At 72.5% G+C, this 19,524-nt stretch carries 15 protein-coding genes and 1 riboswitch; of the genes, 3 read left to right on the forward strand and 12 right to left on the reverse strand.

Annotated features, from left to right (window positions below):
- Nucleotides 1-91 precede the first annotated feature (91 nt).
- Nucleotides 92-892 carry a VOC family protein gene (locus ACZ7MY_RS14320; RefSeq protein ID WP_499601835.1) on the forward strand — a complete coding sequence of 267 codons (801 nt, stop codon included), beginning with the start codon at nt 92-94 and terminating at the stop codon, nt 890-892.
- Here ACZ7MY_RS14320 and ACZ7MY_RS14325 read toward each other — a convergent pair.
- The 4 genes from ACZ7MY_RS14325 to ACZ7MY_RS14340 all read right to left on the reverse strand — a co-directional run bounded on the left by ACZ7MY_RS14325 (nt 889) and on the right by ACZ7MY_RS14340 (nt 6,138).
- A complete protein-coding gene (locus ACZ7MY_RS14325) occupies nt 889-1,533 on the reverse strand; it encodes a thymidine kinase (protein WP_499601836.1) in 645 nt (214 codons plus the stop codon). The two genes, ACZ7MY_RS14320 and ACZ7MY_RS14325, sit on opposite strands and share 4 nt — an antisense overlap.
- Nucleotides 1,534-1,605: 72 nt before the next feature.
- On the reverse strand, nt 1,606-2,790 hold the full coding sequence (locus ACZ7MY_RS14330; protein WP_499601837.1) for an alkaline phosphatase family protein: 1,185 nt from the start codon (nt 2,788-2,790) through the stop codon (nt 1,606-1,608).
- Nucleotides 2,790-3,386 (reverse strand): DUF5998 family protein, encoded by a 597-nt coding sequence (locus ACZ7MY_RS14335; protein ID WP_499601838.1) that lies wholly within the window; start codon nt 3,384-3,386, stop codon nt 2,790-2,792. Before ACZ7MY_RS14335 ends, ACZ7MY_RS14330 begins: the two co-directional genes overlap by 1 nt.
- A gap of 28 nt (nt 3,387-3,414) precedes the next feature.
- Nucleotides 3,415-6,138: a bifunctional acetate--CoA ligase family protein/GNAT family N-acetyltransferase gene (locus tag ACZ7MY_RS14340; RefSeq protein ID WP_499601840.1), complete on the reverse strand. Its 2,724-nt coding sequence runs from the start codon at nt 6,136-6,138 to the stop codon at nt 3,415-3,417.
- A gap of 122 nt (nt 6,139-6,260) precedes the next feature.
- On the opposite strand from ACZ7MY_RS14340, the gene ACZ7MY_RS14345 reads away from it, so the two are divergent.
- Nucleotides 6,261-6,542 (forward strand): HPr family phosphocarrier protein, encoded by a 282-nt coding sequence (locus tag ACZ7MY_RS14345; RefSeq protein WP_499601841.1) that lies wholly within the window; start codon nt 6,261-6,263, stop codon nt 6,540-6,542.
- 217 nt (nt 6,543-6,759) lie between these two features.
- Here the strand turns inward: ACZ7MY_RS14345 and ACZ7MY_RS14350 are convergent, their stop codons facing one another.
- The 4 genes from ACZ7MY_RS14350 to ACZ7MY_RS14365 form a co-directional block, all read right to left on the reverse strand.
- Entirely contained in the window at nt 6,760-7,452 is a 693-nt protein-coding gene (locus ACZ7MY_RS14350) for a GntR family transcriptional regulator (RefSeq protein WP_499601842.1), read from the reverse strand.
- A 233-nt stretch (nt 7,453-7,685) separates the two neighbouring features.
- Nucleotides 7,686-8,447, reverse strand: a complete 762-nt coding sequence (locus ACZ7MY_RS14355; RefSeq protein WP_499601843.1) for a M23 family metallopeptidase — start codon at nt 8,445-8,447, stop codon at nt 7,686-7,688.
- Nucleotides 8,448-8,462: 15 nt separating this feature from the next.
- Nucleotides 8,463-8,619, reverse strand: a riboswitch (cyclic di-AMP (ydaO/yuaA leader).
- A gap of 330 nt (nt 8,620-8,949) precedes the next feature.
- On the reverse strand, nt 8,950-10,320 hold the full coding sequence (locus ACZ7MY_RS14360) for a M16 family metallopeptidase (protein WP_499602004.1): 1,371 nt from the start codon (nt 10,318-10,320) through the stop codon (nt 8,950-8,952).
- Nucleotides 10,321-10,337: 17 nt separating this feature from the next.
- Nucleotides 10,338-11,690, reverse strand: a complete 1,353-nt coding sequence (locus ACZ7MY_RS14365) for a M16 family metallopeptidase (RefSeq protein WP_499601844.1) — start codon at nt 11,688-11,690, stop codon at nt 10,338-10,340.
- Between the two features lie 205 nt (nt 11,691-11,895).
- Here ACZ7MY_RS14365 and ACZ7MY_RS14370 point away from each other — a divergent pair, with 205 nt between their 5' ends.
- On the forward strand, nt 11,896-14,346 hold the full coding sequence (locus ACZ7MY_RS14370) for a DNA gyrase/topoisomerase IV subunit A (protein ID WP_499602005.1): 2,451 nt from the start codon (nt 11,896-11,898) through the stop codon (nt 14,344-14,346).
- 99 nt (nt 14,347-14,445) lie between these two features.
- Here ACZ7MY_RS14370 and ACZ7MY_RS14375 read toward each other — a convergent pair whose 3' ends face one another.
- From ACZ7MY_RS14375 to ACZ7MY_RS14390, 4 genes are all read right to left on the reverse strand, one after another.
- A complete protein-coding gene (locus ACZ7MY_RS14375) occupies nt 14,446-16,065 on the reverse strand; it encodes a glycoside hydrolase family 13 protein (protein WP_499601845.1) in 1,620 nt (539 codons plus the stop codon).
- A 98-nt stretch (nt 16,066-16,163) separates the two neighbouring features.
- Entirely contained in the window at nt 16,164-17,045 is an 882-nt protein-coding gene (locus ACZ7MY_RS14380; protein WP_499601846.1) for a carbohydrate ABC transporter permease, read from the reverse strand.
- A gap of 14 nt (nt 17,046-17,059) precedes the next feature.
- Nucleotides 17,060-18,034, reverse strand: coding sequence for a carbohydrate ABC transporter permease (locus ACZ7MY_RS14385; protein ID WP_499601847.1), 975 nt, complete (start codon nt 18,032-18,034; stop codon nt 17,060-17,062).
- A 37-nt stretch (nt 18,035-18,071) separates the two neighbouring features.
- The gene (locus tag ACZ7MY_RS14390; RefSeq protein ID WP_329185275.1) at nt 18,072-19,484 is read right to left on the reverse strand and encodes an extracellular solute-binding protein; all 1,413 of its coding nucleotides are present in this window, start codon (nt 19,482-19,484) and stop codon (nt 18,072-18,074) included.
- Between the last annotated feature and the right edge of the window lie 40 nt (nt 19,485-19,524).

A 19,524-nucleotide genomic window follows, 5' to 3' on the forward strand; every position in this document is an offset into this window, starting at 1 on the left:
CACGGCCCCGTTCCGCGGCACACCCGGTGGTGCGAGCATCGCTGTGGCACTTCCCCTGCAAGCCCGAGCGTTGCTCCCCAGGAGAGAATTGATGACCGAGGTAGGGAACCGCCACCCGCACGGCACCCCGTGCTGGGTCAGCCTGCTGGCCCACAGCGTCGAGGCCACGCAGGAGTTCTACAGCCGGCTGTTCGGCTGGGAGTTCCACCCCGGTCCGCATTCCCTGGGCCCGTACGTCCGCGCCACGCTGGGCGGCAGGAGCGTGGCCGGCATCGGCGAGCTGCCCGGGGACCGGCACCTGCCGGTCGCCTGGACGACCTACTTCGCCGCGGACGACGCCGACAAGACCGCCGAGCTGATCCGGACCTGCGGCGGCACGGTGGGCGTCGGCCCGCTCGACGCGGACGACGCGGGACGGCTGGCCGTCGCGTCGGACCCGATGGGCGCGGTGTTCGGGGTGTGGCAGGCCAAGCGGCACCGCGGGACCGAGGTCACCGGCGAGCCGGGCGCACCGGTGTGGAACGAGCTGGTCACCCGCGACACCTCGCTGGTCGGTACGTTCTACTCGGTGGTCTTCGGTCTTGAGACCGACGCGGTCGTCTCCACCGACTTCGACTACCTGACGCTCCACCTCGCCGGCCGTCCGGTCGCCGGTGTCCACGGCGTCGGCCGGGCCCTGCCGCGCGACCGCGGGGCGCACTGGATGACGTACTTCGAGGTCGCCGACACCGACGCCGCCGCGCGCCGTGTGCTGGACCTGGGCGGCAGCGTCCTCCGCACCCCGCGCGACTCCGAGCACGGCCGGCTGGCGACCGTGGCGGACCCCGAGGGCGCCGTCTTCACCGTGATCCGCTCCCGGCCGCAGCAGGGCGGCGGGAGCAGCGGGAGCTAGTCGACCGGCAGGACGTCCGGCGAGATCGCCGCCGCACGCGCCGCGGCCGCGGTCATCCGCCGGATGTGGTGGCGGCGGCAGAGCACCTCGTAGCCGATCTCCGTGCCCGGGCGGTTGACGTCGCCGACGACGACCTGCTCGCCCTCGACGACCATCTTCCCGCCCACCGTACGGGCGTTGTGCGTGGCGCGGGCGCCGCACCAGCACAGGGCCTCGACCTGGAGCACCTCTATCCGGTCGGCCATCTCCATCAGCCGCTGGGAGCCGGGGAAGAGCTTGGTGCGGAAGTCGGTGGTGATCCCGAAGGCGAAGACGTCCAGCCGCAGGTCGTCGACGATGCGCGCGAGCTGGTCGATCTGGCCGGGGGTGAAGAACTGGGCCTCGTCGACGATGACGTAGTCGGCGCGGGCGCCGCCGGACAGGTGCGTGACGAGGTAGCCGTAGAAGTCGAAGTCGTCGGTGGCCTCGACGGCCTTGGTCTCCAGGCCCAGCCGGGAGGACAGGACGCCCTCGCCTGCGCGGTCGTTGCGGGTGAAGATCAGGCCCTGCAGGCCGCGTGCCGAGCGGTTGTGCTCGATCTGCAGGGCGAGGGTGCTCTTCCCGCAGTCCATCGTTCCGGAGAAGAACACGAGCTCAGGCATGAGGAGGCGGCGGCCTTTCGGGGCGGGGCGGTGGGTGGTGCGAGGGGGGCTGTGCGAGCGGTCGGCGCCGCGTCAGGTGCGGACCTCGAGCAGCGGCACCAACTGCTCCACGGGGGTCATCGAACCGTGCAGACCGACCATGGTGGACTCCCCCGGCTCGGAGCGGGTGGCGACGATCGCGATGTCGTCGCGGGCGACGGCGACGACGTCGCCGATGCGGCCGCGCACCCGGTCCTCCACGACGGGGCCGAACCAGCCCGCGGCGATCGCCTCTTCGCGGGAGGCCACCCACATCTGCTCGCCGAGCACCTCGCTCCAGACCGCGTGGACGTCGCCGGCGGCGCCGGGCACGGCGTACACGTGGCGGGCCCGGGCCTCGCCGCCGAGGACGGCGACGCCGGCGCGCAGCTCCCAGTCCTCGTCGAAGTCGATCCGCGACTCGGGGTCGAAGGGGATGTCGATCATGCCGTGGTCGGCGGTGACGTAGAGGGCGCTGCGCGGCGGGAGCTGCTCGGCGAGCCGCTGGGCGAGCCGGTCGGCCATCATCAGCTGGCCGCGCCAGGCGTCGGAGTCGACGCCGTGCCGGTGGCCCATGGAGTCCAGCTCGCTGTAGTACGTGTAGACCAGCGCGCGGTCGGACGCGGCGAGCCGCTCGGCAGTGAGGTCCATGCGCTCCTCGCCGGTGAGCCGCCCGTGGAAGGTGCCGCCGCTGAGGGCGATCTTGGTCAGCGGGGTGTGCTCGAAGGTGGGCGAGGTGACCTGGCAGGTCTCCACGCCGGCCTCCTGGGCCAGCCGGAAGACGGTGGGGTGCGGCTGCCACTCGGCCGGGGAGGTCCACGGCTGCCAGCGCAGCTGGTTCATCAGCTCGCCGGTGTCCGGGTTCAGCACGGTGTAGCCGGCCAGGCCGTGCGCGCCGGGCGGCAGGCCGGTGCCGACGGAGGCGAGCGAGGTCGCGGTGGTGGAGGGGAAGCCCGCGGTGATCGGCCGGCCGCTGCCGGTGGCGGAGCCGGCCATCAGGGAGGTGAGGAACGGCGCCTCGTCCGGATGCCGGCGGATCAGCTCCCACCCCATGCCGTCGACGAGGAACACGCAGACCCGGTCCGCGGGCGCGAGGTCGAGCGCCGTCGGCGGGACGCCCGTGATGCCGAGCCCGGCGGCGACCGCGGGCAGCAGGTCGCTCAGCGAGCCGGTGCCGTAGCGCGGGGCGGGGGCGGCGTACGGGTCCAGCGGTTCGTAGGACGGGGCGGGATGGACCATCAGGAGGCCGCGCTCGCGGTGCTCGCGGTCGCCTCGGAGAGCGCCTGCGCGAAGGCGAGGGCCTGGCGGACGGTCTCCGGGCCGTCGCCCGCCTCGCTGACCCGCAGGCTGAGGTCGTCGGCGGTGGAGGAGCCGGTGTAGCCGTGGTCGGCCTCGCAGTTGGGGTCGCCGCAGGCGGCGGGCTCCAGGTCGATGCGGCTGACCGCGCCCCAGCCGATGGTGAGCACGACCTCGCGGGGCAGGGTGCCGGGGGTGTACGACTCGGGGTTGGCGACGACCCGGCTCAACACGACCGACGAGATCCGCTCGAGCTTGACCGACTCGGTGGAAGTGGTGGCGTAGGGGCTCGGGGAGGTGTCGTCGGCGCTCTGCTCGTCGGTGTGGCTGACGATGAAGCGGGTGCTGGTCAGGACCAGGACGGTGACGTGCCGGCGGACCTCGTTCGCGTCGAAGGTGGTCTCCTGGTGGACCAGGTACGACGCGACCGGCTCCCCACCGACGGAGGCCTCCACGGCCTCTGCCACGAGGGCGGGGTAGTAGCCGCTGCGCTCGATCGCCGCGCGCAGCCCCTGGGTCGTCGTACCGGTCTTCGCCATGGCGACCATCCTAGTGCGGAGCACGTGTTCAGAAGGACGACAGTGCGCGGGGTCCGAGGTCCGTGCGGGCCGGGGGGCGCGCGAGGCGGACGGAGGCGCCGAGCACGGTGAGGCCCGCGGGGGCCACCACGACCGGTTCGAGGTCGACGGAGACCACCTCGGGCAGGTCGTCGACCAGCAGCGACACCCGCAGCAGCAGTTCCTCCAGGGCCCCGGTGTCCACCGGCTCCGCGCCGCGCCAGCCGAACAGCAGCGGGGCCGCCTTGATGGAGCGGACCAGCTCGGCGACGTCCCGGTCGGTGGCCGGGACCAGCCGGTGCCCCATGTCGTCCAGGAGCTCGGAAGGGGCCCCGGCGATGCCGAAGGAGAGCACGGCGCCCGCGGCCGGGTCGACGGTGGCGCGCACGACCGTGTCGACCCCGCGCGGTGCCATGGCCTGGACGACCAGGTGCAGCTCCTCGGGCTTGCCCAGCCGTGCGGTCAGCTCCCCGAAGGCGCGGCTGAGGTCGTCGGGGTCGGCGATGTCCAGGCGTACGCCGCCGAGGTCGGCGCGGTGCCGCAGGTGGGGTGCGGTGGTCTTGAGGGCGACCGGGTAGCCGAGCCGGCGGGCCGCCTCCAGGGCCGCGTCGATCCCGGGGGCGGGCAGGGTGGGCCGCACCGTGATGCCGTAGCGGCCCAGCAGGCCGGCTGCCGCGCGGTCGTCGAGGGTGACGCCCCGGCTGACGGCGGCGGGCTCCCCGGCGGCGTCGAGCAGCCGGGTGACGTCCTGGCAGGCACCCGCCTCGTCGACGTCCTCGAACTCCGGCACCCTGCCCGGTTCCTGGGCGTCCCTGCGCCACCGGGCGTAGGCGGCGGCCCGGGCCAGGGCCTTCACGGCGCGGTCGGCGGCCCCGTAGGCGGGGATGCGGACGGCCGCGAGGCGGGTGGCCAGGGCCTCCAGCGCGGTGTGGACGATCACGACGGGCTTGCCGGCGCCGGGCCCGTCCGCGGCGGCGTGCAGGGCCTCGGCCAGCGCGGGGTCGTCGCTGCCGGCGGGGACCTCGGCGAGCTCGGAGCCGACGCGCGGGATGGCGGTGACGACGACGGCGTCGTGGGCGGGGTCGGCGAGGGCCGCGGCGAGGGCGGCCCGGAAGTCCTCCGGTCCGGCGGCGGTGGTGAGGTCGAGGGGGAGGCCGGGTTCCAGGCCCGCGGTGAGGCAGGCGTCGTAGGTGATCAGCCCGAGGGACTCGGAGTTGCCGAGGATCGCGACGCGGGGTCCGGCGGGCAGCGGCCGGCACGACAGCAGCAGCCCGGTGTCGAGGAGCTCGGTGACGGTGTCGGTGCGGATGACGCCGGCCTGCTGCAGCAGGGCGGAGACGGTGCCGTCGGGGATGCGGGCGGGGGGCACGGCGTGTCCGGGCGGGGCGGCCGCCGAATGCCGGGCGCCCTTGACCACGACGACCGGTTTGACAGCGGCGGTGCGCCGGGCGAGGCGGTAGAACTTCCGCGGGTTGCCGAGGGTTTCGAGGTAGAGCAGGGCGACGTCGGTGGCCGGGTCGTCGTACCAGAACTGCAGGATGTCGTTGCCGGAGACGTCCGCCCGGTTGCCCGCCGAGACGAAGGACGACAGCCCGGCGCCGCGGCGGCGCAGCCCGGACAGCAGGGCGATGCCGATGGCCCCGGACTGGGTGAACAGCCCGAGCCGGCCGGCGTCCGGGGTCTCGGGCGACAGGGAGGCGTTGAGCCGGACGTCCTCGGCGGAGTTGAGGATGCCGAACGCGTTGGGGCCGATGACCCGCATGCCGTGGGCGAGCGCCAGCCGTACCAGGTCGCGCTGCCTGCGGCGGCCCTCGGCGCCGGACTCGGCGTATCCGGAGGAGATCACCAGCAGGCCGAGGACGCCGTGCCGGCCGCACGCGTCGACGGCCTCGGCGACCTCGTCGGCGGGTACCGCGATCACGGCGAGGTCGACGCCGTCGGGGATCTCGGCGACGGAGCGGTGCGCGGGGACGCCCTCGGGTTCGAGGGTGTGCCGGTCCTCGGGGAAGGAGCGGTTCACGGCGTGGACGCGCCCGGTGTAGCCGCCCGCGAGGATGTTCCGCAGGATGCCGCGGCCGACGCCGCCCGGGCGGCGTCCGGTGCCGATGACGGCGACCGAGGCGGGGGCGAGCAGCCGCTGGACGGAACGGGCCTCGGCGCGCTGCTCGCGGGCACGCATGACGGCGAGGGACCGCTCGGTGGGCTCCAGGTCGAACTCGAGCCGGACGACGCCGTCGGTGAAGCTGCGCTGCTGGGTGTAGCCCGCGTCGGTGAAGACCTTGATCATCTTTCGGTTGGCGGGCAGCACCTCGGCGATGAAGCGGCGGATGCCGCGCTCCTGCGCCACCGCGGCGACGTGCTCCATCAGGGCGGAGGCCACGCCGCGGCCCTGGTGCGCGTCCTGGACCAGGAAGGCGACCTCGGCCTCGCGGTCGTCGGTGCGGTCGTAGCGGACGGTCGCGATGAACTCGCCCCCGACCAGGGCCGCCAGGCCGACGCGGTCGCGGTAGTCGTGGTGGGTGAAGCGGTGCACGTCCCGGTCGGAGAGCCGGGGGTAGGGCGCGAAGAAGCGGTAGTACTTGGACTCGTCGGAGACCTTCTCGTAGAAGCTCACCAGCCGTCCCGCGTCGTCCGGCGCGATGGGCCGGACGTGGGCGATCCCGCCGTCGCGCAGGACCACGTCCGCCTCCCAGTGGACCGGGTAGTCGCGCTCTGCGTCGGACGGCGTCGTCATGGCCCCAGCGTACGGGCCGCCGCCCGCCGCGGAACCGGTGCGACGATGTGGGGACGGACCGGTGTCCGAGGCATGGCAGACTGGTCTAGACCTCCTTAGGAACGATCCCGAAGGGCAACACCATGGCTGAGCGCCGCGTCACCATCGGCTGGGCCGAGGGCCTGCACGCACGTCCCGCTTCGATCTTCGTCCGCGCCGCCACCGCCGTGGGTGTGCCCGTCACCATCGCGAAGGCGGACGGCGCCCCCGTCAACGCCGCCTCGATGCTCGCCGTGCTGAGCCTGGGTGTGGCCGGCGGCGAGGAGGTCGTGCTCGCCTCCGACGCCGAGGGCGCGGACGCCGCTCTGGACAGCCTCGCCAAGCTCGTCTCCGAGGGGCTGGACGAGCTCCCCGAGACCGTCTGACACACGCGCGGCAGCGCGGTACGGCAAAAGGGGCGGGTCCCGAACGAAATCCGGCCGGATTTCGTTCGGGACCCGCCCCTCCGTCATTCCGGGGGAATTCCCGGCGGCGCACTGCGCGGGGAACGCGGAAATACCTCCGCACACCATTCCCCGCTTTGTATACGGCACTTCTGTTAAACCCGGCCACTCGACATGTGTACGGCGTGTTTCGGATTCCTCACCGCGCCGCGGCGCCGCGCCCCGTGCTCTGCGGACGGCGCAACCGGTGTGCCGCCGTCGCCCGCTCCACATGGTCCGCCGTCAGCCGCCGGGCCCGCTCCGCGTCACCGCGCGCCACCGCGTCGACGACCGCCCCGTGCTCCGCCCAGGACTCCACGGCGCGGTCCGGGGTGTCCACCGCGTACACCCAGGCGATCTTGTGCCGCAGCTGGGTCAGCAGCGCCACCAGAGTCGGGCTGCCGGACGCCTGGGCCAGCGTCTCGTGGAACCAGCCGTCCAGGGCGGGCAGGTCCGACGACTGGCGCCGCAGTGAACGCTCCTGGCCCAGCCGGACGAGTCCGCGCAGCACCTTCACATGGGCCTCGGTGCGCCGCTGCGCCGCCCGGGCGGCGCCCAGCGGCTCCAGCAGGGCACGGATGTCCAGCAGGTCGGCGGCCTCCTGGTCGGTGGGCTCGGCGACGGACGCCCCGGCGTGCCGGCGGGTGCGCACGAAGCCCTCGGACTCCAGGGTGCGCAGCGCCTCGCGCACCGGGACCCGGGACACCCCGTAGCGCTTGGCCAACTGCTCCTCGGTCAGCCGGCTGCCCGGCGCGAAGAACCCGCTGACGATGTCGTCACGGATCGCCGCGCACACGGCTGCGGCGGAAATCCGGCGGCCCGCAGCGCCGCTCCCGTTCACGTCCGACCCCACATCGCAGATTCCTTCCGGTGCGCGCCGACGGCCGTCCTTTTGATCCGCGCGCAACGGAGGAGCCGGCGTTTCTGCCGCGACTCTATTCCAGCGCGGCGTCGATTCCGACGGGCGTCCTGAATTCATGGAGCGTTTTCGGACACACCCGCGGCCGGGAAACGCCGGCATGCCGAAGGCCCCGGCGGGGGGACCGGGGCCTTCGGGTGGGGGGAGGGGAATGGTCGGATGGTCGCTCAGACGCGGACGCCCTTGGAGCGCAGGTACGCCAGCGGGTCCACGTCGGAGCCGTAGGACGGGGCCGTACGGGCCTCGAAGTGCAGGTGCGGCCCGGTCACGTTGCCGGTGGCGCCCGACAGGCCGATCCGCTGGCCCGCGGAGACGGTCTGACCCACGGACACGCCCAGCGAGGACAGGTGGCCGTACTGGGTGTACATGCCGTCCGCGTGGCGGATCACGATGTTGTTGCCGTACGAGCCGCCCCAGCCGGCCTCGACGACGGTGCCCGCACCGGCGGCGTGCACCGGGGTGCCGACGGAGGCCACGAAGTCGACGCCGGTGTGGTAGCCGGAGGACCACAGGCTGCTGGTCGCGTGGTACGGCGTGCCGATGGAACCGGCGACCGGCAGCGTCCAGCCACCGAGCGTGCCCCGGCCGGCCGCGGCGCTCCGCGACGCGTGCGCGGTGCCGCTCCGCGCCGCCTTGGCCTTGGCCGCCTTGGCGGCGGCCTCCTCGGCGGCACGCTCACGGGCGGCGCGCCTGGCCTTGGCGACCTTGGCGTCATGGCGCTTCTGGGCGACGACGGCGGCCCGGTGCTGGGCCGAGGCCTGGTCGGCGAGGTGCGTGGCGAGGTCGTCGGCGACGGCCGCGCAACGGGCGAAGGCGGACCCCGCGGTGCCGGCGTCGGCAGCCGCGGCGGGCACGACGAACGCGCCGGTGGTGACGGTGGTCAGCGCGGCGGCGCCGGCCAGGGTGGAACGTATCGAGAACGACGCCATGGGCAGGCGGAGATCCTTTCCTTCCTTCTCGCCTACCGGGTTAGCTGACGGGTTCGGAGCAGGAAGGTCTCCTACGGGCGACGGCACGCCGCCCGATTCACCCCAGGGACTTCTCGTGTGGGTCCCCGGCTCCCCAGGCTCACGCCCGACGGGGACTCGGCGATCGTTGCTCCGGTGCCGCGGGAGGCGGCTGCTTCCGCCGGGCAACCCGAGGACGTTAACCAGGCGTTGCTTCCCGTTCCAAAAAAATCCGGCAATATGTGCGGGATGCCACACCGGCCGCCAACCGGTCGCAACCGTCCGCAATACCGCGACGCCGCAGCTCCGCGGCGGTCCGCGCGCCCGCGGAAGGCCCCCGCGCTGCGGCGGCGAGGAGGGGTGGGGACGCGGTGCGGACCGGGTGACCGGCGTCACGGACCACCGGCGCGGCCGTCCCCGGCCACCCGCACACCGCGGCCCCGGGTGCCGCGAGGGCGCCCGGGGCCGCGGTGTGCGATAACGGTCAGCCGCCCGTGACGACCTCGACCGGGCCGATGCCCAGCTCGCGGATCGGGTCCGCGATGACGGAGGCGTCGCCGACGAGGACGACCACGAGCCGGTCGAGGGGGAACGCGTTGACGGCCGCCGCCGTCGCCTCGACCGTGCCGGTGACGGCCAGGCGCTCGTAGAGCCGCGCCTGGAAGTCGTCCGGCAGGGACTGCTCGACCTGGTCGGCGAAGGTGCCGGCCACCGCCGACGCGGTCTCGTAGCGCAGTGGGGCGACGCCCACCAGGTTCTGCACGGCGGCGTCGCGCTCCTCGTCGGTGAGCCCCTCCGCCGCCAGGGTGCGCAGCACCTGCCAGGTGTCGGCCAGCGCGGGCGCGGTGACGTCGGTCGCCACGGATCCGCTGATGCCCAGCAGGGAGGCCCCGGTGCCCTCGGGAGTGGAGAGCAGCACCTGCCCGAAGGCCCGCACGCCGTAGGTGTAGCCCTTCTCCTCGCGCAGGACGCGGTCCAGGCGCGAGGTCAGCGTGCCGCCGAGGCAGTACGTGCCGAGCACCTGGGCGGCCCAGACGGGATCGTGGCGGTCCGCCCCGGCGCGTCCGATGAGCACCTGGGTCTGTACCGACCCGGGCCGGTCGACGATCACGACGCGTCCGGTGTCGTCCGCGGTGATCGCCGGCAGCGGGCGGCGCTCGCCGGGCTTGCCGCTCCACTCCCCCAGCGTGCCCGCCAGCAGCGCGTCCAGATCGATGCCGGCGAGGTCGCCGACCACGACGACCGTGGAGGTGGACGGGCGCACGTGCGTGTCGTAGAAGGCGCGGACGGCCTCCGCGTCGATGCGCGCGACCGTCTCCTCGGTGCCCTGGCGCGGCCGGGAGCAGCGCAGCTCGGCGGCGAAGAGCTCCTTGGACAGCGCCATGGCGGCGCGCCGGGCCGGGTTGGCCAGCTCGTGCGGGATCTCGTCGAGGCGGTTGTTCACCAGCCGCTCGACCTCGCCGTCCGGGAACGCCGGGGCGCGCAGCGCGTCGGCGAGCAGGCCGAGGGCCTTGTCGAGCCGGGAGACGGGGACCTCCAGGGAGACCCGGACCCCGGCGTGGTCGGCGTGGGCGTCGAGGGTGGCCCCGCACCGCTCGAGCTCGGCGGCGAACTCCTCCGCGCTGTGCTTGTCGGTGCCCTCCGACAGCGCCCGCGCCATGATCGTGGCGACGCCGTCGAGGCCCTCGGGCTCGGCGTCGAGCGGCGCCGCGAGCAGCACCTCCACGGCGACGACCTTCTGGCCGGGCCGCCGGCTGCGCAGCACCGTAAGCCCGCTCGGCAGCGTGGAGCGCTCGGGGGCCGGGAAGTCCCAGGGCTTGGGCTGCCCCGGCCGGGGCTGCGGGTGGAACGTCATGGTGGTGTGGACGTCGGTCACTGGTCCGCGCCCTCCTCGTCCTCGTCGGAGTCCTCGCCCGCGGCGGCCGCGGAGCCGGTGGGCTCGTAGACCAGCGCGGCGCGGTTGTCGGGCCGCAGGGTGGCCGCGGCGACCGCGCGCACCTCGTCGGCGGTGATGTCCAGGATGCGCCTGACGGCCGTCAGCGCCAGCTGCGGGTCGCCGAACAGCACGGCGTAGCGGCACAGTTCGTCGGCGCGGCCGCCGACGGTGGCGAGCCGGTCCAGCCACTCGCGCTCGAGCTGGGCCTGGGCTCGCTCCATCTCCTCGGGCGTCGGGCCCTCTTCGGCGAAGCGGGCCAGTTCCTCGTCGACGGCCGCCTCGACGGCGGGCACCTCGACGCCGCTGGACGTCTTCACGTCGAGCCAGCCGAGCGACGGCGCCCCGGCCAGCCTCAGCAGCCCGAACCCGGCCGCGACGGCGCTGCGGTCCCGGCGTACCAGGCGGTTGTGCAGCCGCGAGGACTCACCGCCGCCGAGGACGGTCAGCGCCAGGTCCGCGGCGTCGGCCTCCCGGGTGCCGTCGTGCGGCAGCCGGTACGCCGCCATCAGCGCGCGCGAGGGGACGTCCTCCTCGACGACCTCGCGGAGCTGCCCGCCCATCACCCCCGGGAGTGAACCGTCCCGGGGCGCCGGCTTGCCGTCGTGGGACGGGATGGTGCCGAAGTACTTCTCGATCCAGGCCAGCGTCTGCTCCGGGTCGATGTCGCCGACGACCGAGAGGACGGCGTTGTTCGGCGCGTAGTACGTCCGGAAGAAGGCGCGCGCGTCCTCCAGGGAGGCGGCGTCCAGGTCCGCCATCGAACCGATGGGGGTGTGGTGGTACGGGTGGCCGTCCGGGTACGCCATCGCCGTCAGGCGCTCGAAGGCGGTTCCGTACGGGACGTTGTCGTAACGCTGACGGCGCTCGTTCTTGACCACGTCGCGCTGGTTGTCCAGGCTCTCCAGGTCCAGCGCGGACAGCAGGCTGCCCATGCGGTCGGCCTCCAGCCAGAGCGCGAGCTCCAACTGGTGGGCCGGCATGGTCTCGAAGTAGTTGGTGCGCTCGAAGCTGGTGGTGCCGTTGAGGGAGCCGCCGGCGGACTGGACCAGTTCGAAGTGGCCGTTGCCCTTGACGTTCTCCGAACCCTGGAACATCAAGTGCTCGAAGAGGTGGGCGAGTCCGGTACGGCCCTTCACCTCGTGGCGGGAACCGACGTCGTACCAGAGGCAGACCGCGGCGACCGGGGTGAGGTGGTCCTCGGAGAGCACGACGCGCAGGCCGTTGGCCAGGCGGTGCTCGGTCGCGGTGAGGCCGCCGGAATCTGCCTCCGGCGTGGCCGTGTGACCCATGGGCAAGCTGTCCTTCCGGTCGCGTACTCGTTGTTTTGTGCTGAGACCTGCCACTCTAGGCAGCGGACAAACGGCCCGCGAAGTTCCCGTCACCGCCACGTATGAGCCGGGGGGTGGTCCGGGCTGTCGGTGGGGCGGTCCACAATGGTCCGCGTCAGTCCCGTGTCCTTATCCGATGAGGTCCAGCCGAAGGAGCAGCGCCCTGATGGCCCGCCGCACCACGAAGACCCCGCCGCCGGACGATTTCGAGGAGCGCATCCTCGACATCGACGTCGTCGACGAGATGCAGGGGTCCTTCCTCGAGTACGCCTACTCGGTCATCTACTCGCGTGCGCTCCCCGACGCCCGCGACGGGCTCAAGCCGGTGCACCGCCGGATCGTGTACCAGATGAACGAGATGGGGCTGCGCCCTGAGCGCGGCTACGTGAAGTGCGCCCGCGTCGTCGGCGAGGTGATGGGCAAGCTCCACCCGCACGGCGACGCCTCGATCTACGACGCGCTGGTGCGCATGGCGCAGCCGTTCTCGATGCGCGTGCCGCTGGTGGACGGCCACGGCAACTTCGGCTCGCTCGGCAACGACGACCCTCCGGCCGCGATGCGTTACACGGAGTGCCGTACGACCCCCGCCGCGATGCTGATGGTGGAGTCGATCGACGAGGACACCGTCGACTTCACGCCGAACTACGACGGCCAGGAGCGGGAGCCGGTGGCCCTGCCGGCCGCCTACCCGAACCTGCTGGTCAACGGCGCCTCCGGCATCGCGGTCGGCATGGCGACCAACATGCCGCCGCACAACCTCGGCGAGGTCATCGCCGCCGCCCGCCACCTGATCCGCCACCCGAACGCGGACCTCGAGACGCTGATGCGCCACGTCCCCGGCCCGGACTTGCCGACCGGCGGCCGGATCGTGGGCCTGGACGGCATCCGGGACGCGTACGAGACCGGCCGCGGCACCTTCAAGATCCGCGCCACGGTGTCCGTGGAGGACGTGACGGCCCGCCGCAAGGGCCTGGTGGTGACCGAGCTGCCGTTCACGGTCGGCCCGGAGAAGGTCATCTCCAAGATCAAGGACCTGGTCGGCTCCAAGAAGCTGCAGGGCATCGCGGACGTCAAGGACCTGACCGACCGCGAGCACGGCCTGCGGCTGGTGATCGAGATCAAGAACGGCTTCCACCCCGAGGCCGTCCTGGAGCAGCTCTACAAGCTGACCCCCATGGAGGAGTCCTTCGGCATCAACAACGTGGCGCTGGTCGACGGCCAGCCGCTCACGCTGGGCCTGAAGGAACTGCTGGAGGTCTACCTCGACCACCGCTTCGAGGTCGTCCGGCGGCGCAGCGAGTTCCGCCGCGGCAAGCGCCGCGACCGCCTCCACCTGGTGGAGGGCCTGCTCGTCGCCCTGGTCGACATCGACGAGGTCATCTCGATCATCCGCTCCAGCGACAACGCCGCCCAGGCCAAGGAGCGCCTGATCGAGCGCTTCGCGCTGTCGGACATCCAGACCCAGTACATCCTCGACACCCCGCTGCGCCGGCTGACCCGCTTCGACCGGATGGAACTGGAGTCCGAGCGGGACAGGCTCACCGCGGAGATCGAGGAGCTGACCGCGATCCTGGAGTCCGACGCCGAGCTGCGCAAGCTGGTCGGCGCGGAGCTGGCGGCGGTCGCCAAGAAGTACGCCACCGAACGCCGCACCCTGCTGATGGAGCCGGGCGCGGCGCCCGTCGCGGCCGTGCCGCTGGAGGTCGCCGACGACCCGTGCCGCGTGCTGCTCTCCTCCACCGGGCTGCTGGCCCGTACGGCGAACGGGGAGGCCCTGGCGCCGCTCGACGGCAAGCGGGTCAAGCACGACGTGATCGTCTCGGCGATCCCGACGACGGCACGGGCCGACATCGGCGTGGTCACCTCCACCGGGCGCCTGCTGCGGATCGCCGTGATCGACCTGCCGATCCTGCCGGAGCCCTCCGGCGCGCCGAACCTGGCGGGCGGGGCGCCGCTCGCCGAGTTCCTGTCGCTGGAGGCGGACGAGCAGGTGGTCTGTCTGACCACGCTCGACGAGTCCTCCCCGGGCCTCGCGCTCGGTACCGAGCAGGGCGTGGTCAAGCGCGTCGTGCCGGACTACCCGGCCAACAAGGACGACCTGGAGGTCATCGCGCTCCGGGAGGGCGACCGCATCGTCGGCGGCGTCGAGCTGCGCACCGGCGAGGAGGACCTGGTCTTCATCACCGACGACGCCCAGCTGCTGCGCTACCCCGCGGGCCAGGTGCGGCCGCAGGGCCGCCCGGCCGGCGGCATGGCCGGCATCAAGCTGACGGACGGCGCCAAGGTGATCTCCTTCACCGCGGTCGACCCCTCGGCCGACGCCGTGGTGTTCACCCTCGCCGGGACCCGCGAGGCACTCGCCGGGGCCGAGGAGGGCACGGCCAAGCTCACGCCGTTCGACCAGTACCCGCGCAAGGGACGGGCGACCGGCGGTGTGCGCTGCCAGCGCTTCCTGAAGGGCGAGGACATGCTGCTGCTCGCCTGGGCCGGTGGCACCCCTGCCCGGGCCGCCACCTCCACGGGCGCGCCGGCCGACCTCCCGCCCAAGGACCCGCGCCGGGACGGCTCCGGCGTGGCCCTCACCAAGCGCGTCTCGGTGGTCGCCGGACCGGTCTGACCGGCCGGCCCGAAGCGGTGAGGGGCGCGGCACCCGGTGCGGGTGCCGCGCCCCTCGGCGTACGCGGTGTCAGGGCGCGTACGCCGCCGTCCCGCCGGATCAGGCCGGTTCGTCCAGGCGCAGCCACACGCAGGTGTCCCGGGGCAGCCGGCCGTCGTCGGCGAGCGGTCCGCTGGCCAGCAGGAGCTGCCGGTGCGCGGGGAGCCCGACGGCGTCCGCGGACAGGTTGAGCACGCAGGCGAAGCCGCCCTCGCGGCGGAAGGCGAGCACGTCGCCGGGACCGTCGAGCCATGCCATCGGGCCCTCGCCGAGGCCGGGTTCGGCGCGGCGCAGCCGCAGCGCCGTCCGGTACAGGCTCAGCATCGAGCCGGCGTCCGTCTCCTGCGTCTCGGCGGTGCAGCGCGCCCAGTCCGCCGGCTGCGGCAGCCAGGGCCGGTCGCCCCCGAAGCCGTACGGCGGCGCGTCGCCCGACCAGGGCAGCGGCACCCGGCAGCCGTCACGGCCCGGGTCGGTGCCGCCGGAGCGGAAGTACATCGGGTCCTGCAGCAGTTCGGCCGGGATGTCCTCGACCTCGGGCAGCCCCAGTTCCTCGCCCTGGTAGAGGTAGACCGAGCCGGGCAGGGCCAGGGTGAGCAGGGCGGCGGCGCGGGCACGACGGGTGCCCAGCTCCAGGTCCGTGGGGATGCCGTGGGCCTTGGTGGCGAAGGCGAAGCCGGTGTCGCGTCGTCCGTACCGGGTGACGGTACGGGTGACGTCGTGGTTGGCCAGCACCCAGGTCGCCGGCGCCCCGACCGGGGCGTGCGCGGCGAGCGTCCCGTCGATGGAGGCACGTAGCCGCTCCGGTTCCCAGGGGCAGGCCAGGAAGTCGAAGTTGAAGGCGGTGTGCAGCTCGTCGGGCCGCAGGTAGCGGGCGAAGCGCTCGGTGTCCGGCAGCCACACCTCGCCGATCAGCACCCCGTCGTAGGAGTCGGCGACGGCGCGCCACGAGCGGTAGATGTCGTGCAGCTCGTCGCGGTCGATGTAGGGGTGCGGGTCGGTGCCCTCCACGAAGTCGGGCAGGTCCGGGTCCTTGGCGACCATGGCGGCCGAGTCGATGCGCACGCCGGCCACGCCGCGGTCGAACCAGAAGCGCAGGACGTCCTCGTGCTCCCGCTGCACCGCGGGGTGGGCCCAGTTGAGGTCCGGCTGCTCCGGGGCGAACAGGTGCAGGTACCAGTCGCCGTCCGGGAGCCGGGTCCAGGCGGAGCCGCCGAACTGCGAACGCCAGCCGTTGGGCGGCAGTTCACCGTCCTCGCCGCGGCCGGTGCGGAAGTGGAACAGCTTGCGCTCGGCGCTGCCCGGCCCGGCCTCGAGCGCCGCCCGGAACCAGACGTGCCGGTCGGAGACGTGGTTGGGGACGATGTCGACGATGGTGCGGATGCCGAGGGCGCGCGCCTCGGCGATCAGCTTCTCGGCGTCGGCCAGGGTGCCGAACGCCGGGTCGATGGCGCGGTAGTCGGCGACGTCGTAGCCGCCGTCGGCCATCGGCGAGGGGTACCAGGGGCTGAACCAGAGCGCGTCCACGCCCAGCGCGGCCAGGTACGGCAGTCTGGACCGCACCCCGGCGAGGTCGCCGGTGCCGTCCGCGTCTCCGTCGGCGAAGCTGCGTGCGTACACCTGGTAGATGGCGGCGCCGCGCCACCACGCGTCGGTGGCCTCGGCCGGGTGGGTGTCTGCCACGTGACTGGTCCTTTCGGGCAGCTGGGACCGCGCCGCCCGCCCCGTGGCGGGCGGCGTGGTACTGGACGGGTGCGGCCGGAGACCGCCGGGGCCGGGTCTCAGCCCTTGAGGCCGCCGGCGGTGAGGCCGCTCATGATGTTGCGCTGGAAGATCAGGAAGATCAGCAGGGTGGGCACCGAGGCCATCGCGATGGCCGCGAGCAGCCAGTTCTCCGGCACCCCGCTGGCGAGCGAGTAGATGCCGACGTTGAGCGTCTGCTTCGTCGGGTCGGGCAGGGTGAGCATCGGCCAGAGGAAGTCCTTCCAGACCCCGACGATCGCGAAGATGGAGACCACTCCGAGGATCGGGCGGGAGATCGGCAGGACGATCGACCACAGGGTGCGCAGCGGGGAGGCTCCGTCGATGGCGGAGGCGTCCAGCAGTTCCTGCGGGACCGAGTCGAAGAACCGCTTCAGCAGGAAGATGTTGAAGGCGTTGGTGACCGACGGCAGCCAGATCACCCAGGGCGAGTTGAGCAGGTTGCGCTCAAAGATCGGCACGTCGTACACCGTCAGGTACTGCGGTACGACCAGGACAGTGGCCGGGATCATCAGCGTGGCGAGCATCATCCCCAGGATCACGTTGCCGAGCACCGGACGGAGTTTGGACAGCGAGTAGGCGGCCGCCACGTCGAACAGGAGTTGGAAGGCGAGCGCCCCGAAGGCGTACCACAGGGTGTTGAGCAGCAGGTGGGACAGGTCCATCACGTCCCACGCGCTCTTGTAGTTCTCGGGCTGGATCGCGTGCGGGAAGGCGGTGGGCGGGATCTGCGCGAACTCCTGGGTGGACTTCAGGCCGTTGGAGGCCATCCAGTACAGCGGGCCGAGGAAGACGAGCGTGAAGGCGACCAGAACCAGGGCGAGGACGGTCCGGTAGACGATCTTGCCGCGGCGGCTCGCCAGCTGCGTCGGCGATATCAGCGTTCGGGTGCTGCTGCTCATCGGTGTGTCCCGTCCTACTCGTCCGCGGCGCGGCTGAGCCGCACGTAGCCGGCGGAGAAGATCGCCAGCAGTACGAGCAGCACCAGGCCGAGCGCCGCGGCACCGCCGTAGTTGTTGAAGCTGAAGGCGTACTGGTAGATCAGGTAGACGACGGTGGTCGTGGACCCCTCCGGACCCGAGCCGCCGGTCAGCAGGAAGGGTTCGGTGAAGACCTGCATCGTGGCGATGATCTGCATCAGCAGCATCAGCGACAGGATGAGCCGGGTCTGCGGGATCGTCACGTGCCAGATCTTGCGCAGCAGTCCGGCGCCGTCGAGCTCGGCGGCCTCGTACAGCTCGCCGGGGATGCCCTGGAGGGCGGCCAGGTAGATCAGGGTGGCGCCGCCCATGTTCATCCAGGTGGAGGCGATGACCACCGAGAGCATGGCGGTGTCGGTGGACTGCAGCCACTGCTGGGTGGGCAGGTGCAGCGTCTCCAGGATGCGGTTGAACAGGCCGTACTCGGGGTTGTAGAAGTTCTTGAAGAGCAGCACCGAGGCCACCGGCGGCAGCATGACCGGCAGGTACACCAGCAGCCGCAGATAACCCCGCGTGTGCCGCATCTCGTTGAGCAGCAGTGCCACGAAGAAGGGCACCGCGAAACCGAGCAGCAGGGCCAGGCCGGTGAAGAGCAGGGTGTTGCGCCAGGCCTGCCAGAACGCGGGGTCGTGGAAGACGTAGTTCAGGTTGGACCAGCCGACCCAGGTGGCCTGCCCGCCCTCGGTCTTCTGGAAGGCCAGCAGGAACTCCCGCACCATCGGGTACCACGAGAAGAACGCGAAGCACAGCACGGCGCCGATCAGGAACGCGTGCGCGGTGAGGTTGCGGCGCAGGGCGCGGCCGGCCCGCCCCGGACGTCGGCCGTCCGGGGCGGGGCGGCGCACCGTACGGCGCGACCGGCTCTTCGCGGGAGTGCTGGCGGGCAGGGTGGGGGCGCTGGGGGCCGACATCGTCGCTCCTGGGTGCCGGGGGCCGAGGGGGCCTGGGCTACTGGTTGGCGAGGACCTGGTTGACCTGGGTCTCCGCGGTGGACAGCAGCTTGGCGGCGTCCGCGTTCTTGTTCGTCAGGACGCCGGACATCACGTTGTCCAGGACCTTGTAGATCTCCTGCGCCTTCGGCGGCTCGGCCTTGCCGGGGACCGGGTTGTCCATGAAGGCGCGGAAGTTCTCGACCGGCATGGTGGCGCTGGCGGCCTTCAGCTGGTCGTCCTTCGTCTTGCTGGCGCCGGTGAAGAAGGCCGGCTGCGGCAGGCCGACGGGGAGGCCGTCCGTCTTGCTGCGGGCGTAGTCGAACTGGCCCTTGCCGGGGGTGAGGGTCTTGAAGTTCAGCCAGGCGATGGCGGCCTTGATCTTGTCGGGCGAGCTGCCCTTCTTGATCATGTAGTCGTTGCCGCCGAAGAGGGTGGCCTTGCCGCCGGGGATCGGGCCCATGCCGAAGTTGGCGTAGTCGGCGCCGAGCTGCTGGACCATGTACGTGATGTCGTCGGGCGCGGCCAGGAACATGCCGAGCTTGTCGGTGGCCATCTGCTTCTGCAGGTCGCCCCACTTCAGCAGCTGGGTCTGGCCCATGCTGTTGTCGGTCCAGCGCATGTCGTGCAGGTTCTGCACGATCTCCTTGCCGAGGTCGGTGTTGAAGGCCGCCTTGGTGCCGTCGGCGGACACGACGTCGCCGCCCAGGCCGTACATCGTCGCGGTGTAGTGCCAGCCGCCGGTGTTCTGCGCGCTGTACTCGCCGTAGCCCGACACGCCCTTGCCGACGCCCGCGATGGCCTTCGCCGCGGTGCGCACCTCGTCCCAGGTGGCCGGGGGCTTGTTGGGGTCGAGGCCGGCCTGGCCGAAGAGCTTGCGGTTGATCAGCAGGCCCATGCGGTAGTTGCTGGTGGGCAGGCCGTAGAGCTTGCCGTCCTTCTTCAGCACGTCGAGCACGTTGGAGTCGATGTCCGCGAGCGCCGGGACGGTCTTGTCGGTGACGTACGCGCTGATGTCGGCGGCGCCGTCGTTGTCGAGCACCTGCTGCAGGTCGGTGAAGTACGTGTAGAACACGTCCGGTTGCGACTTGGCCTTCAGCGCGGCCGTGAAGCGCGCCGGCTCCTCGCACTGACCGGGCGTCGACTTACCGTCGATCGTCACGTTCGGGTACTGCTTGTTGAAGGTGGCGACGTCCTCCTTCCACTCCTTGAGCTCCGCCTTCTTCGCGGCCGGCGGCATGCAGTCGATGGTCAGCGTGACCTTGGCCTTGGGGTCCAGCGGGGCGGTGGGGTCGGACGAACCGCCGCCCGCGTTGTTGTCGTTGTCCGCGCTGCTGCTGGTACCGCAGGCGGTCAGGGCGGCCAGGGCCAGCGCGGAGACGAGCGTGGCCGCGGTGGCACGGCGGGCGGGGCGGAACCAGGAGCTTCTCATCGGTGGTCCCCTTCGGGCATGAGCGTGGAAGACCCCCGAC

It is taken from the genome of Streptomyces sp. NPDC111520, from assembly GCF_055635295.1.

What these genes read in the sequence shown, in the direction of transcription:
- ACZ7MY_RS14330 (WP_499601837.1), bottom strand. Translation starts at nt 2,790, where the DNA reads ATGGTCCATCCCGCCCCGTCCTACGAACCGCTGGACCCGTACGCCGCC.
- ACZ7MY_RS14340 (WP_499601840.1), bottom strand. Translation starts at nt 6,138, where the DNA reads ATGACGACGCCGTCCGACGCAGAGCGCGACTACCCGGTCCACTGGGAG.
- ACZ7MY_RS14320 (WP_499601835.1), top strand. Translation starts at nt 92, where the DNA reads ATGACCGAGGTAGGGAACCGCCACCCGCACGGCACCCCGTGCTGGGTC.
- ACZ7MY_RS14325 (WP_499601836.1), bottom strand. Translation starts at nt 1,533, where the DNA reads ATGCCTGAGCTCGTGTTCTTCTCCGGAACGATGGACTGCGGGAAGAGC.
- ACZ7MY_RS14365 (WP_499601844.1), bottom strand. Translation starts at nt 11,690, where the DNA reads ATGGGTCACACGGCCACGCCGGAGGCAGATTCCGGCGGCCTCACCGCG.
- ACZ7MY_RS14360 (WP_499602004.1), bottom strand. Translation starts at nt 10,320, where the DNA reads ATGACGTTCCACCCGCAGCCCCGGCCGGGGCAGCCCAAGCCCTGGGAC.
- ACZ7MY_RS14345 (WP_499601841.1), top strand. Translation starts at nt 6,261, where the DNA reads ATGGCTGAGCGCCGCGTCACCATCGGCTGGGCCGAGGGCCTGCACGCA.
- ACZ7MY_RS14370 (WP_499602005.1), top strand. Translation starts at nt 11,896, where the DNA reads ATGGCCCGCCGCACCACGAAGACCCCGCCGCCGGACGATTTCGAGGAG.
- ACZ7MY_RS14390 (WP_329185275.1), bottom strand. Translation starts at nt 19,484, where the DNA reads ATGAGAAGCTCCTGGTTCCGCCCCGCCCGCCGTGCCACCGCGGCCACG.
- ACZ7MY_RS14380 (WP_499601846.1), bottom strand. Translation starts at nt 17,045, where the DNA reads ATGAGCAGCAGCACCCGAACGCTGATATCGCCGACGCAGCTGGCGAGC.
- ACZ7MY_RS14355 (WP_499601843.1), bottom strand. Translation starts at nt 8,447, where the DNA reads ATGGCGTCGTTCTCGATACGTTCCACCCTGGCCGGCGCCGCCGCGCTG.
- ACZ7MY_RS14385 (WP_499601847.1), bottom strand. Translation starts at nt 18,034, where the DNA reads ATGTCGGCCCCCAGCGCCCCCACCCTGCCCGCCAGCACTCCCGCGAAG.
- ACZ7MY_RS14335 (WP_499601838.1), bottom strand. Translation starts at nt 3,386, where the DNA reads ATGGCGAAGACCGGTACGACGACCCAGGGGCTGCGCGCGGCGATCGAG.